This is a genomic window from Vibrio sp. E150_011, assembly GCF_053544015.1.
On record NZ_JBHFOL010000004.1, the window covers coordinates 338,249 to 353,705 of the forward strand.

The following is a 15,457-nucleotide window of genomic DNA, read 5'->3' on the forward strand; positions in this document are numbered from 1 at the left end:
AAGAATCGGAATCAACATGAAGCTCAACAAAACACTATTCGCTCTCATTGCTCTTGCACCCTTGTCTTTTGCCAATGCCGCCATTGATGTCACAGACGCTTACGCACGCGCGACCGCACCAAATGCGACCACCAGTGCCGTTTTTGCAACTATTGAAAACACCAGTGACACAGTACGAACGTTAGTGAAAGCCAATTCACAAGCATCAGAGGTAGTTGAGCTTCATGATGTAGTGATGGACGGTGAAGTTATGCAAATGCGTCAGGTTAAAAGCATTGAAATTCCCGCAGACGGGCACGTGATGTTAAAACCAGGTGGCCTGCATATCATGCTGCTAAATATAAACGAGCCATTGAAAGAAACCCAAACCATTGATGTAGAACTCACCTTTGCAAACGGTGAAGTGCAAGTTGTCACGGTTCCAGTGAAGAAAGTAATGGCGGGTATGAGTAAAATGAAGCATGCGCATCATTGATTCTAACGAGTAACATAGTCACACGTATAAAATTAAAAAGCGCATACTTAGATGCGCTTTTTAATTTCCATCACTGCACGCTGCACCTTCTCCATCGATACCGCATCAATGCTACATCAAGATTTTGAGCATGAACGCTCTTGAGGATGATGTTAGAATCACCAAAACGACCCAAAAAGGAGAACAAAATGATTGTATTACACCGCCACCCGGCAACTCTGGCAGCAATGACGCTTTAAGTGGCAACGACAGTTGCACCTTTTTGTTTGTAGCCTTCTCTGTTTGCCCGGTGTTTAACATCCGGGGTTTATGTGCTGAACGCACACACTTACACATGTAAGTACCTGACCCTATTTAAATTTAAAAAATGTAATATTTTAGGTACTAGCAATGAATTCTATTTTTACCCACCCTATTTCTCTTAATGAACTTGGTTGGAAGTCCTTTTTTCAACAGCAGCTTACCCTTGATGAATACGAAGGTATTGTGATTGGGCGCGTGATCGCGCACCACCGTAGTGGTTACATCGTCTGTGCCGAAGACGAAGAATTCCACATGGAACATCACTCACAACACCCAACGATGACGGTTGGTGACTGGATTTTACTTCATGAGGACCAACGTTTTCTTCGCGCATTAGAGCGAAAATCGTTATTCAGCCGCAAAGCACCAGGGTCAAAGATTGAAGAACAGTATATCGCGGCCAATGTAGATACCGTGTTTATTGTCTGCTCTCTCAACGATGATTTTAATCTAAGCCGAATTGAACGCTATCTGACGTTAGTCAACGAATCGCAAGCAGAAGCCGTTATCGTGCTAACGAAGGCCGATATTTGCGACGATGCCAACGAAAAACGCCAGCAGGTCCAAGCTTTAGATGCATTTCTGATGATCGAAATGGTGAATGCACTCGATAGCGCTACCTTAAACGGATTAAAATCTTGGTGTGGAAACGGCCAAACGGTTGCCTTTATGGGCTCTTCAGGCGTGGGTAAGTCTACACTCGTTAATAGTTTAATGGCGACTCAAGCTCAAGCGACCGGCGGCATTCGCGAAGATGATAGTAAGGGACGCCATACCACAACGTCTCGTTCAATTCACAAAATGATGGACGGCGGGTTGCTTCTCGACACTCCAGGGATGAGAGAGATTCAACTCACCGCAAGTGAAGACGGGCTAGCCGAAACCTTTAGCGACGTTGAAGCGCTGATCACTCAGTGTCGGTTCAGTGATTGCCAGCATAACAACGAGCCTGGATGTGCTGTTCGACAGGCATTGGAAGCTGGGACTATCGAGACAAGACGATTGGATAATTATTACAAACTGCTTCGCGAGCAAGCTCATAATAGCGCTTCGCTAGCAGAGAGACGCAGCACCGATAAACAATTTGGCAAGTTCATCCGCTCCGTTCAAACTGAAAGTCGAGGTCGAAAAAAAGGTTATTGATTATCGATTAGCCTTCAAATAAACCCCCTTTCACTTCTAAAAGACTCTATTTACTAGGGTCTTTTTTATATTCTTATTTGCAACCAATTTGCAACATTAAAACCTACACAATAAAACATGTCGCACTATTTTACACCACAAACAAATTAGAACTGGACACATATATTCGCAACGATAATATAACAAGCGCAAACACACATTCATATAAAACAACTATAAAGGTAAAAAAATGCAGAACTCTAGCTTGTTGGCCCGTTATGCCAATGGCAATCTGGTTCTCCAGATCCTCGCGGGTATCGTTTTTGGTGTCATCCTAGCGGTTGCTTCTCCAGCAACTGCGCAAAGTTTTGGCATGTTGGGTGGCTTATTTGTGGGAGCGTTAAAAGCCGTTGCTCCCATTTTAGTCTTCATTCTTGTGGCCGCTTCCATTGCCAACCAAAAGAAAAATCAAACCACACACATGCGTCCAATTGTGGTGTTATATCTCATTGGCACGTTCACCGCAGCGTTAACTGCCGTGCTATTAAGCTTTCTTTTCCCTGTTGAGCTAACGCTCGTTGCAGGTGCTGAAGGAGCAACACCGCCTCAAGGCATTGCTGAAGTACTTCACACACTGTTATTTAAGCTTGTTGATAACCCAGTCAGCGCACTCATGAATGCGAACTACATCGGTATCCTCGCTTGGGCTGTCGGATTAGGTATTGCATTACACCATGCTTCAGATACAACGAAAGCCGTTTTCGAAGATCTGAGCCACGGCGTATCTCAAATTGTTCGCTTTATTATTCGTCTAGCACCTTTTGGTATATTTGGTCTTGTTGCTGCTACGTTCGCAACAACAGGCTTCTCAGCATTGGCTGGCTACGCGAAACTACTGTTCGTTCTGCTGTCTTCAATGGCCATCATTGCGCTTATCGTGAACCCAATCATTGTTTACGTGAAAACAAAACAAAACCCATACCCACTGGTTTTTCAATGCCTACGTGAAAGTGGCGTCACTGCGTTCTTTACTCGCTCAAGCGCCGCTAACATTCCAGTTAACATGGCGTTATGTGAAAAACTAAAGTTGGACGAAGATACATACTCTGTTTCTATTCCACTAGGCGCGACGATCAACATGGCGGGTGCGGCAATTACGATTACTGTACTTACGTTAGCTGCGGTGCATACGATGGGCATTGAGGTTGATCTATTGACAGCCGTGCTACTCAGTGTGGTTGCTGCCGTTTCTGCATGTGGTGCATCAGGCGTTGCTGGTGGTTCGTTGCTACTGATTCCACTGGCTTGTGGCCTATTCGGTATTTCAAACGACGTAGCAATGCAGGTCGTTGCGGTTGGCTTTATCATTGGTGTGATTCAAGATTCTGCTGAGACAGCGCTGAACAGCTCAACTGATGTTGTGTTTACGGCTGCGGTTTGTAAAGCAGAACAGCAAAAATTAGGTTGATTGTTCAATCACATAAAATAGTTAAAACATAATAAAAAAGGCGGTACATCATTTGATGTACCGCCTTTTTTCATACTGCTCATTCAGGCGTTATAAATCGACCTTAATGATATTGAGTGTGTCCAATTGGTTAATGAGATCGGTTTGATGACTCGCTTGATTATTGATGACGTTAGCATCAGAAATACCCAAGTCGCTCCACCCTACCCCTTCTAGTGTAATGTCCGTTTGTTCATTCCCTTTTGTCACACTAATGACGGTGCTGGTTGCATCACTGTCATTGTTAACATCATCATTGACGGTTACGGTAATATTCCCTAGCAAATCACCTAGGCTGTTGTGGGCCGGTAACAAGTCAGAGATATCCAACAGATCATCACCAATGTGGAAATCCGTCACGGTTGTCGTCGCAGGGCTTTGATCAGTGCCCGCCGAATCTTCGGTAAACAAGAACAGATCATGCCCGTCTCCTCCTGTTAAGATGTCGTTTCCGCCGCCACCAAAGATAATGTCACTACCGGCGGTGCCGACTATGCTGTCGTCTGAAGCATCTCCGACTTTAACTTGTGAACTGCCGCCTTCACTCGGCAGTAACAACTGGCCAGTCTCGTGAAGTGCAACAATTAACTCAGCATTGGACAGCGCATCGATATCACTGCGGTCCATATCAAGCAGACCTTCTAACGTGACGCCCTCGAGGGTGATTGTTTGCACACCATTAATCGTCAGTACTGTATTGCCTGAGTCTTCTGTCACCAACAGTTGTTCATCAAGGCGAGACGCATCTGAGAACTGGACATTTTTCAAGTCAACACTATCAAAGTTCGATGCCGCCACAGGACCTGTGTGCTTGGTATCAAAATCTTTGATAATGTCTGCGCCACCTAAAGTCGCACTTTCCCAAACAAAGCTATCGCGAGCATTAGCGTCTGCAGTGATATCGCCACTAGATGTGTAATCATTGCCAAATAGCCATTCATCATCACTGGTCGCGGCAAGCAAATCACTCATATCACTTTCACCGCTCACGACATTATTACCAGCAACCGCAATATTAATCGTTTGAGTACCAGTGACCACTAGCTGACCAGCGTCATTTTGTTGCAGAACTTCAACCGTAAAACTATCGGTTTCTGTCTCACCAAATGCTGGCAAGGCTTTGTCGGTTAGCAGAACATATATCCATGCTCCTGTTGCTGCGTTAAACGATAATCGACCGTAACTGCCCGTTCGCTCAAATGCATCACCACTTTGTGGAAGCGTTGGATTTTGCAAGCGCATCGTTGTCGCGGGTCCATCTATATCATTCGCAGTAACCGTTCCATCAACCTCTTCAAGCGTTCCTTCCTGAACATCACCGACAAAGTCGCCTGTGATATCAACGTCATCATCGTGACCTTGAATATTAATGTTTACGGTTTCAGTTAATGAGTTCGTTCCGTCGGTCAATGTGATCTCAAAGGACTCGACCGCACCAGCATCAACAAGCGCTTGACTCAGCACAGGATCCAAGGTGTATGTCCAGGCTCCTGCCGCCGAGATACTGAATGTGCCGTATTGCGGCGTACCCGATGTTAGCTGGTAGCTCACGGTTTCAGATTCGCTGTCTGTTGCCGATAGTTGGCCTGTCGCGACGGATGCCGAGCTATTATCTTCCTCTACACTGCCCGCACGATCTGAGAGAGTTGACGTGATAATAGGCGCATCATTTTCACCCGTTAACGTGATGGTCACATCTTCTATTGTTGAATTACCATCACTGTCCGTCAACGTCACTGCAAAAGTTTCCGTGATATTACCCGTGTTCAGCGCCTGGCTATCATCTGCACTCAAGTTATAAGTCCAAACACCCGCACTTGTGATTGCAAATGTGCCATATTGAGATTGCTGAGCAGGGTCAAAGCTGTAGGTGATCGTCTCTAATTCCGCATCCGTTGAGGTCAACGTTCCGGTCACAGACAGTGGGCTCCCATCTTCAACGACAGCCCCTTCATCTTGACCCATTGGAGTGGTCACTACAGGCGTATCGTTAAAGCCATCAATCATTACTGTGATTGGTTGTGAGACGGTATCACCTTGCAACGTTGAGCCTTGAATACTTTCAACAAAGACATCAAAGTTCTCTTGAACAACCACATCACCGAGTAGCGCGGCTTTATCTGGGTCGAGTGTGTATTCCCAGCGAACATCGTTAGCGTCTGCACCAGAGATTAACTCTAGCTTACCGTATGCACCAACCAGCGTGGTGGTGGTTCCTGTCGAAGATAAACTAACACGGTGAGTATCATTAGCATCCGCATCGGAGAACATCACATTACCAGCAACAAACCCAGCACCTTCACTGCTGTTCTCATAAGCGGTTCCAGTAACGGTTGAGCTAAGGACATCAACGACAGGACCATCATTAGACCCTTGGATAGAAACATTCACCGTTTCTGTTGTGGTATTGGTGCCATCAGTCAGGGTGACAACGAACGACTCAACAGCCCCTGTATCATCGAGACCCTGACTTAAGTCTGGGTCCAGAGTATACGTCCAACCACCAGATGCATTGATACTAAACACCCCATACTGAGCGCTGCCAGAAGTATGCTGGTAGGTAATGGTTTCCGATTCACTATCCGTAGCAGAAAGCTGACCGGTTGCGACGGAGGCTAGTCCATTGTCTTCTTCCACACTACCCGCTCGATCAGCATCGGTAGAAGTAATAATTGGCGTATCATTATTTCCTGTAAACGTAATTGTGATGTCTTCTGTCGTCGAATTCCCATCACTATCAGTCAACGTCACACTAAAGGTTTCCGTGACGTTACCTGCATTGAGTGCTTTGCTATCCTCGGAGTCCAACGTGTATGTCCATACACCGGCGCTGGTCACCTCGAATGATCCGTATTGCGATTGTTGCGCGGTATCAAATGAGTAAGTGACCATTTCAGACTCAGCATCCGTTGACGTTAATGTCCCGGTTGCAGTGAGTGGGCCACTGTCTTCGACTACACTTCCTAGCACTTCGCTATCTGGCGTTGTTACAACCGGAGTATCATTGAAACCATCGACCGTCACGATAATTGGTTGCGAAACAAAATCACCTTGAGGCTGACCATCATGAATGCTCTCGACAAACACGGTAAAGTTTTCTTGGACACTAACATCACCTAACGCCGCGGCTTTCGTGGCATCCAATTGATATTCCCAACGCACATCTTTAGCGTTATCACCAGCCACCAAGACCAATGTACCGTAAGTGCCATCAACGGAGGTCGTGGTGCCTGATTCGGTTAAGCTCACTCGGTGCGTATCGGTCGTATCTAAATCAGAGAAATTCACATTGCCAGCAACAAAATCATTGCCTTCTGTGGCGTTCTCAAATGCAGTGCCTGTGGTGGTAGAATTTCCTGACTCAATGACCGGAGCATCGTTAGTACCCGTTATTGTCACCGTCACCGTCGAAGGCGTGCCATCTTCAGAGGCCACATTAAAGACCTCCGTGGCTTCCTCTCCTTGCGCCAACTGGTTCATTGCCGTCGTGGTGGTGTAGCTCCACGTACCATCAGTACCCAGGTTGAATACTCCGTAACTACCGCTCACATCAGCTTGCGGAATAAAAATATCATCCGTATTGTCGACATCGGTTGCACTGAGCTGACCGCCCGTAGAGAGCACTGCATCTGATTCCACAATGGTGACGTCACCGACGTCGACCATAGCGGCATCATTACTGCCTTCAACGGTTACGTTGATAGTTTGTGTGATAGTGTCACCTTGACCGACACCGTTCACCAAACTTTCCACATACACATCAAATACTTCTGTTTGTGGGCCTTCATTAAGCGCATCGGCTTTCGCTTGGTCGACCACATACTCCCATTTAACGCTATCTGGCGTATCTCCACTCACCAGTTTTAATGTTCCATATAAGCCATCAATTTCGGTGACGACACTATCACTCGCTAAGCTATAGCTGTGCGTGTCACTCGCGTCAATGTCTTCAATAGTGATCACACCACCAACGACATCGACTTCAGAGCCCGTCGGATCCTCAGAGACAGTCCCAACAACATTGGTTTCTCCCACCACAATGGTCGGTGCATCATTGGTCCCCGTCACTTGGAACTCAATCACTTTCTCAGAGGACAAACCAAATTCATCGGTCACTTTTACGGTGTACTGAAGCGGTGTGTCCAGCGTTTCACCGTTAGAAAGTTCTTCAAATGGGTCGACTAACTCAAACGCCCACGCACCTGTTGACGCATTCACGGTCAGCGTACCTCTGTCGTCTCCATCGACCACTTCCCAGGTTTGGTCATCAGAATCTGTCGCTCCCTGGTCTTCGGCACGACTGCCATCGGCACCGTCAGCGTTATTATCGAGATCGCCACTATCAAACTGCCCTGTCAGCGTAGTGGTCACATTTTCAGTTAATTGTTGGACATCAACATCTTTAATTGCTGGTGCATCATTGGTACCCACAATCGTGATCACAATGTCTTTCGTTTCACTGGTTAGCCCGCTACCACCCAAATCTGTGGTCGTCACAGAAATAGTCGTTTGCATCGTTTCGCCTTTCGGCAAATTGTTGACCACTTCACTGTCACTATCGATAGTAAATTCCCAGTTACCCGCGTTATCAATAGTGAACGTACCAAGAGAGCTATCTTCTTCTACAAACGCAAAAGTATGGCTATCGCCGATATCAGGGTCAGACACTACCAACTGTCCGGTAACCGAATCATTAGGAGAATCAACAACCGTACCGATGACCTTGCCTTCTAGTGACGGTTGGTCGTTCGTTCCAACAACCTCGATTTCTACGCTTGTTATCACTTCAGCGCCATACTCATCCGTTGCACGAATAACGAATGTTTCCGTGACTTTAACCCCTTCAGCAAGGGCATTAACGTGTGGCTGATCGTAAAGCTGGTAGCTCCACGTTGCAGTAGCTGGGTCAACAACAAATTGCCCGTATGTCCCATTCAAGTCAGCCGCCTGTAAAGTGACATTATCACCTAACGCGCCTGCATTATCGGCATCGCTCAAAGTAATATCACGGACAATACTTGGGGTTTGGTCGACATCACCGGTTAACGGTTCTGATATCGAGTTATCAGCCGCTGACGTTGTCGTTGTGATTTCTGGAAGTTCATTCGTTCCGACAAGATTTAGGTTGAGCGTCTGTGTCGCGGTCGCGCCCGCGCCATCAGAGACAGTGACCGTCCACTGTTGAGAGAGCTGTTCACCTTCATTCAACGCCACGATATCAGGGTGCGGCTCATCCCCATTAGGACCATATGTCGTCGTGAGCTCAAAATGGTAAGTACCATCACTATTAACGACCAACGAACCATAATCAGGATTTGCCGTAACGGGTTGTAAATCAGCCCAGCTATGTGAATCACCATCATCAATATCGTTGACTGTTAACTGGCCATCAAGTAGCGGCGACGTGCCACCGGTATCCGTCTCGACAATCAAACTTTCCACAAACGATGACGCCACTGGCGCATCATTTAAGCCCGTCACATCGACAATAATCTGCAAGGTTTGCGGCACGCCGTTATCGTCCACGACTGTTTTACCATATTGGTCTATCGCGTAGACTTCGAAGGTATCACTCACCATCTCACCTTCGCGTAAGCTCTGAACTGCATTGCTATCGTTATCTAACGTAAACGTCCAAGCGCCTGTATTTTCGTCAACTACCATCGAACCGTATGGGCTTGAGCCATCAATGAGAGTCCAGGTAATCGTGTCGCCAAGTGCAATATCTACATCGTTGTTGTCTGAATCAACAATATCATCAACCGATAGTGTGCCAGTTGAAACAACGGTATCCGGCTGGGAGTCAGCAACATTATCGTCTTCAGTCGCGCTCACGCGAGCAACGATAAGCGGTACGTCTTGATCGATTGGGTTGTCTACATTTTGAGCGGTACCGACGATTCGGATTTTAACTTCATGTTCATCGTATGTTTTTGTTCCATCTAGAACTTCTGTTCCTGCCGCTACATCTGTATCCGTGACTCTCACTGTAAACGTTTCGTCAAGTGTTTCTCCAACTGGCAAATTGAAGCCTGGATTGAGCTGATACGTCCATTCCCCTGTATCTTGATCGATAACTAGTTGACCATGCTGACCCGTCGCAGTATTACCCCCAGTTAACGTTCCAGATTCAAAGATACTCCACGTAAATTGCTCATCAGAGTCAGCGTCTTCGGCTGTCAGTCGCCCAGAAGTACTGGTGATAAGGTTGTCTGTAACTTCACCAATGACGGTATCGTCAACAAGCTCCGTGTCACCAAAAAATATTTCTGGCTTATCTGCGGTACCAGTGATTTTCACTGTCACGACAAACGTTTCGTTTCCAGCCTTGAAACTCCAAACCTCATTGACTTCATCACCTTCATCTAACATCTGAACTAAAGGAGAATTATTATCAAGTTCGTAGAGCCAGCTTTTCTGATCATTTGGATCAACGATTAATTCACCGAAGAACCCACCCGATATCGGCTGAATGGAGTTTTGATTAATCGCAGCATTCGTATAATCACTAATGTCATCGCCATCTTGCAAGACAGTATCTTCTGTGACTTCCGCAGTAAGAGCAACTGAACCACCGCCACCGCCACCTCCGCCGTTTTCGTCTTGACCAAATATATCAATAGTGATGGTAAATTCGTCTGACACGCCTGGGGTATTAGTTTCAACATCCGTAATATTGTCGGTAACCACTACCTTAAAGGTTTCAGTGACTTGCTCTCCAAAATCTAAGTCTTGTACCGCACTGCTACCATTATTAAGTACATAAACCCACTTACCATTATTATCTAGGCTTAGCGTGCCATAGGTGCCTTCACCTGTGGCATCATCATTTCCATTCGTGCCACCAACAATGCTCCAGTTTCGAGGAGGACTATTATTATCAATATCCTCGGCAAAAAGTTGACCTTGGGTGGTTGTTAAATCGCTTCCAAATATCTCCTCTGTGCCATCCTCAATAACGGAGCCTGAATTATCACCCACTACCGTAGGGACATCATTATTACCAGTCAGTTCGACGACAAGCTCTTCGGTAATAGTCGCGCCGTTGTCATCTCGAGCGAGCACGACAAAACTGTCTTGCCCTTTCTCACCTTCAGCTAGCGGTTGAAGCAACGTATCATCCGGTGTGTATGTCCACTTACCATCGACATCAACGACAAGTGTCCCAAAGGTGCCTGTATATGTTCTTGCTAAGAAAGCTGGAGTATCATCATCGCTCGTATCTCCAGCGACGCCAGTATCAAGGTCCGTGATGATCATCTGTCCTTCAACAACGCCGCCGTCGTCTTCCGTATAGGCGCCTTCTAAACCTCCTGTCACTTCTGGGATATCGTTATTTGCTGTAATATTGATAGTAACCGTATCGGTTGCTGTTCCACCAAACCCATCAGTGACCTTAACTTCAAAGGTATCAGTAAATTTCTGATTAAATTCTGGATTCAACGCTTGGATTTCATCGTACTTCGTTGGGTCCACTTGGTAAGTCCACGAACCATCTTCATTTAGAACCAATACCCCGTAATTCCCCAATCCATTGTTCGCATCAACCAATGTCCACATATGCGTGTCATCCGTTGTGTCAACATCGCCATCGGTGAGCTGGCCTGACGTTTGATAAACACCATTTTCTAGATTGTCTTCTGCGAAGTTTTTGTTCAGGCCACCAATCACCGGTGCATCGTTAGCACCAATAATGTCAATATTAAGTACTTCCGTGGACGTCATCCCAAACTCATCTGTCACACGGAGCTCAACAGTATCACCGCTAGGTAACGACTCCCCTTCTGCCAAAGCGTTGACTACATTGTAAGCATCGCGCTTACTAGGGTCTGCGCTGACATCGGCAAGGGTGTATAAGGTATAGGTCCATGTACCATCAGCATTCACCGTAAAACTACCGTATTGTCCATCACGGACGACATTCCAAGTGGCATCATCACCACGGTCCAAATCACCGGTTCCGATATCTCCGTTGGCGAGTTCATCTGCGGTTGGCGTTCCCTTAACAAATCGACCTTCAAGCGCATCACCATCTTCGACTACGCTGTACATATTCGAAGCAGAGATGGCTGGGTCATTGTTGGTACCCGCAACCGAAACATTCACTATTACTTCGCTGGTTAACCCTCCAGCATCCGTCACCGTTACCGTAAACGAATCAGTAACTGTCTCGCCCGGTGGAATCGCTTTTGTCGCATCAAGCGCGTTGTTAAGTACATAAGTCCAAACCCCATTAGCATCGACGGTCAAAGAACCAAACTCGCCTTGGTTAGGATCAGTTTCATCAACGTTAACCGAGTCCACGCTAAAGGAATGAGTATCCGTTGCATCTTTATCAGAGACGGCAAGTGCGCCTGTGGCTGTCACCTCTGTATCAGGATCTTTATCAACAGGCTCAATCACGCTACCTGCTAACTCTCCGCTGAGGATAGGGGCATCATTGGAGCCCTCAATTATCACCTTAATTTCTTGAGTATCAATCTGGTCTGAATTTGGATTGCCATTCCGCGAGTTATCAATAACCTTAACAACAAAAGTTTCAGTTAAAGTCTCTGTGCTATCTCGAAGTGCTTGAACCGCGGGGTTATTATTGTTTAGCGTGTAGGTCCACGTGGCTTCCCCAGTGATTGGGTCTGACGTAATAACGATAGTTCCGTAGTCACCAGTATTTGTGTCAATTGACCAGGTGTGTTTATCGTTTGTATCCACATCTCCCGGTTGCAAGGTACCAGAAGTGACGATATCAGCCGACGTATCACCATTCGGGAAAGCATCTTCCGTTACCGTGCCTTCCACTGTTCCTTCTATTTGTGGTTGATCATTGGTACCCGTCACGCGAACTTGCAGTACTTGGGTATCGGTCGCGCCGTATTTGTCTGTCACTTGAATGGTGAAGGTTTCAAAATCACGCTGACCACGCTCTAATGCTTGAGTGCTGTCTTTTTGGTCATCGGTAACTTGCAAATCATAACGCCAGAAAATACGACCATTACTCGGGTTTTCTACTAATGACATATTGCCGTAAACACCAACGGCGACGCCATTCTCTATCGCTAGTGGATTACCATTGGCATCCAATATAGTCCAAGTGTGGTCTTCATTTTCATCCGGGTCTTGGTCGAACAATCGCCCTTGCCTAAATTGGTTGCCAGTATCTTCAGTAATACGTATCTGATTCACATCGCGAATATCTGGGGCATCATTATTACCTTGGACATTCACGTTAACAGTATAGCTATCTGTGCCACCAAACCCATCGTCCACAGTAATAGTAAATGGGTCTTCAGCATAAATGACCCCTTCTTCCATAAAGTTGGCTTTATCCTGGTCTAGAGTGTACGTCCACTCGCCGTCATCGTTGACTGTCAGCGAACCATAACGCCCATCACTCTCAACGACATTCCATTCATGAGTATCTTTAATATCATCATCGGCCACCTCAAGGTTGCCTTTAGCAACACTCAGTGCACCACCGTCTTCAATCACTACCCCAGAATTATCACCAGAGATGGAAGGAGCATCATTTGTTCCTTCGATTTCAATCGTGACGGTTTCAAAACCAAAGCCTCCATTTCCATCCGACACTCGAACCTGGAAGTATTCGTACGTTTTTTCACCCGCTTGTAGATGGTTCGCAGCACTATTAACCAAAGAATACGTCCATACCCCTGAACCAGAATCAAGAGATAGACTTCCGTAGGTACCATCTGCCACGCCGACAACGTCAGATCCGCTAATAATGCCCCAAGAGTGGGTATCATTCGTATCAATATCACTAGGTGCGAGCTGACCTGTTGCGGTAGGAATTGGATCAGAATCTTCAACCACACTGCCTTGTTTTACGCTAGTGCCCGCTACCGTAGGAATATCATTGGTTCCATGAATAGTGATGACGATCTCTTCTGTTGCAGTCCCATCGGTTGAGACCACTTGGAAGCGCTCTGTTCTCGTTTCACCCACACCTAAAGCTTGGACTGTCGCGTTATCTTTATCGACAACATAAGTCCAACTGCCATCCGAAGTAATGGTGACACTTCCTAGTGGTAGACCATCATTTACATCCGATACCTTCGTCACCGCAGTCGAGAAAATATTCTCACCCGTATCCACGTCGCTCACTTGCAGGTTGCCCGTTTCTTGAAGGTTGCTTCCCACGAGAGTCACATCTTCCGTTACCGAGCCTGTTTCAGTTCCTGATATTGATGCACCATCATTCGTACCGTTGACGACCACTTCCACAATTTGCGACGTCGTCCCATCGATCGAATACACACGGAAGCGCTCTGTAAAGCTGTCCCCCACACCTAGTTCCTGAACACTCGTCAGGCTGTTATCGATCGTGTAAGTCCAAGTACCAGATGAGGTAATAGTGACCGCCCCTAAAGAGGTAACGCCGTCACTATTGGTTAGCCGATCAACGCGAGTGGTATCAAATCTGTCTTCTGCAGTATCAGCATCACTAATGGTAAGAGCACCAACATGAGACAAAGTTGGTGTCGAATCTTCTTCTTTAACGCTACCTTGGGTGTAATTGGTGATGACGGTATTATCTTCAGCACCATTGATCTGAACTTCGATCTCCATTGTTGTGCCATCAACACTCTGAACCGTAAAGGTCTCGGTCAGAGAGTCACCAACATCTAGTGACTGAATCAACGCTTGTTGATTGTCGACCAAATATGTCCAACTGCCATCCACTGCAATCGAAAGCACTCCTCCTAGCGAATTACCTGCGTTCGCGGTACCCACTCCAGCTTGGAAGGTATTCTCTCCCGCGTCTGGGTCGTCGATAACAAGATGGCCTTCCACTTTAATATCGTCGCCAACTAAGCCCTGATCTTCGGTGCCTTCTACAAATGTGCCGCTAACAATCGTCGGTGTATCGTTTGTTCCTTCAATGGTAATCGTGACGGTATGTTCTGTGCCATCTTTAGACAGCACAGTAAAGGTTTCTGTTGCCTTATCACCTTCGCCTAGGTATTCAACATAAGCATTGGCGATAGAATAATCCCACTCACCCAATGCATTGATTGTCAGCGTACCTAGCGCTTCTGTTGTTGCACCGTCAAGCTCACTCACGGACGTAATTGAGCTTGGATCCGTTTGGAAGACTTGCTCATCGCTGCCATCGGTATCTTGCAACTGGAGAACGCCATTGTCTGTCAACTCAACTATTGCGTCGTTTTCTTTAACGTCACCCACCGCTTGGCTTGGATCACTGATAAGAACAGAGGCATCATTTACGCCCACAATATCAACGACGATAGTATGCTCTGTACCATCAAGTGTTTTGACGGTAAAGGTTTGGGTCGCTCTTTCGTCTAATGCCAACCCTTGAACGTTGTCACTGGTATTAGGGATGAGATAGGACCAATTACCAGCAGCGTCAATTGTTAACGAGCCATCTGTAAAGTTACCGACTAGTGGGGTAACCGACGTAGGATCGAATGCCCCTTCATCTACATCGGCATCACTTATCGTGGCTTGGCTATTAAAGAACAAATTGCCAGCACCATCGATTTGCGTCTGCTTGTCCTCAGTTGCTTCACCGTATGACGTCCCCCCTATAACAGGCTCATCATCGGTGCCAGTAATGGTGATCACGATATCGTGAGTTGTCCCGTCTTCACTTGCTACGCGGAATGTTTCCGTCCTTGTCTCACCAGCTGACAGCCCTTGCACAGATGGGTCCGCATTATCGACTTTATAAGTCCATGCTCCGCTTGGCTCAATGATGATTTCACCCACAGGTGTAAATCCATCACTATCATTAATCGGCGAGGCCAAACCTGAGACAAACTTTGCTTCATCTTGATCGGTATCGCTAATGCTTAAGAAACCTTTATCGATCAGCTTGCCCGCATCAACTGCGGTATCTTCAATGACAGCGCCGGTATCTAGTCCGCCAATTACAGGTGCATCGTTGGTGCCTTGAATGGTCACTTCGATAACTTCTGTCTTCGTGCCATCAATCGAGGTGACTTCAAAGCGCTCTATTCGAGTCTCACCGTCACCCAGCTCTTGAACCCCTTCAAGGCTGTTCACGACTC

General features: G+C 46.6%; 4 protein-coding genes. 3 read left to right on the plus strand and 1 reads right to left on the minus strand.

All coding sequences use genetic code 11. The features are described from left to right. Positions 1–16: 16 nt before the first annotated feature. The 3 genes from ACE1OE_RS09870 (at position 17) to sstT (ending at position 3,368) form a co-directional block, all read left to right on the plus strand. Positions 17–475 carry a copper chaperone PCu(A)C gene (locus tag ACE1OE_RS09870; protein ID WP_102468130.1) on the plus strand — a complete coding sequence of 153 codons (459 nt, stop codon included), beginning with the start codon at positions 17–19 and terminating at the stop codon, positions 473–475. Positions 476–865: 390 nt separating this feature from the next. Then, positions 866–1,921 (plus strand): ribosome small subunit-dependent GTPase A, encoded by a 1,056-nt coding sequence (rsgA, locus tag ACE1OE_RS09875; protein ID WP_449210906.1) that lies wholly within the window; start codon positions 866–868, stop codon positions 1,919–1,921. A 229-nt stretch (positions 1,922–2,150) separates the two neighbouring features. Beyond that, on the plus strand, positions 2,151–3,368 hold the full coding sequence (gene sstT, locus ACE1OE_RS09880; protein WP_102468133.1) for a serine/threonine transporter SstT: 1,218 nt from the start codon (positions 2,151–2,153) through the stop codon (positions 3,366–3,368). A gap of 90 nt (positions 3,369–3,458) precedes the next feature. Here the strand turns inward: sstT and ACE1OE_RS09885 are convergent, their stop codons facing one another. After that, positions 3,459–15,452, minus strand: coding sequence for a VCBS domain-containing protein (locus tag ACE1OE_RS09885; protein WP_449210920.1), 11,994 nt, complete (start codon positions 15,450–15,452; stop codon positions 3,459–3,461). Positions 15,453–15,457: the final 5 nt, after the last annotated feature.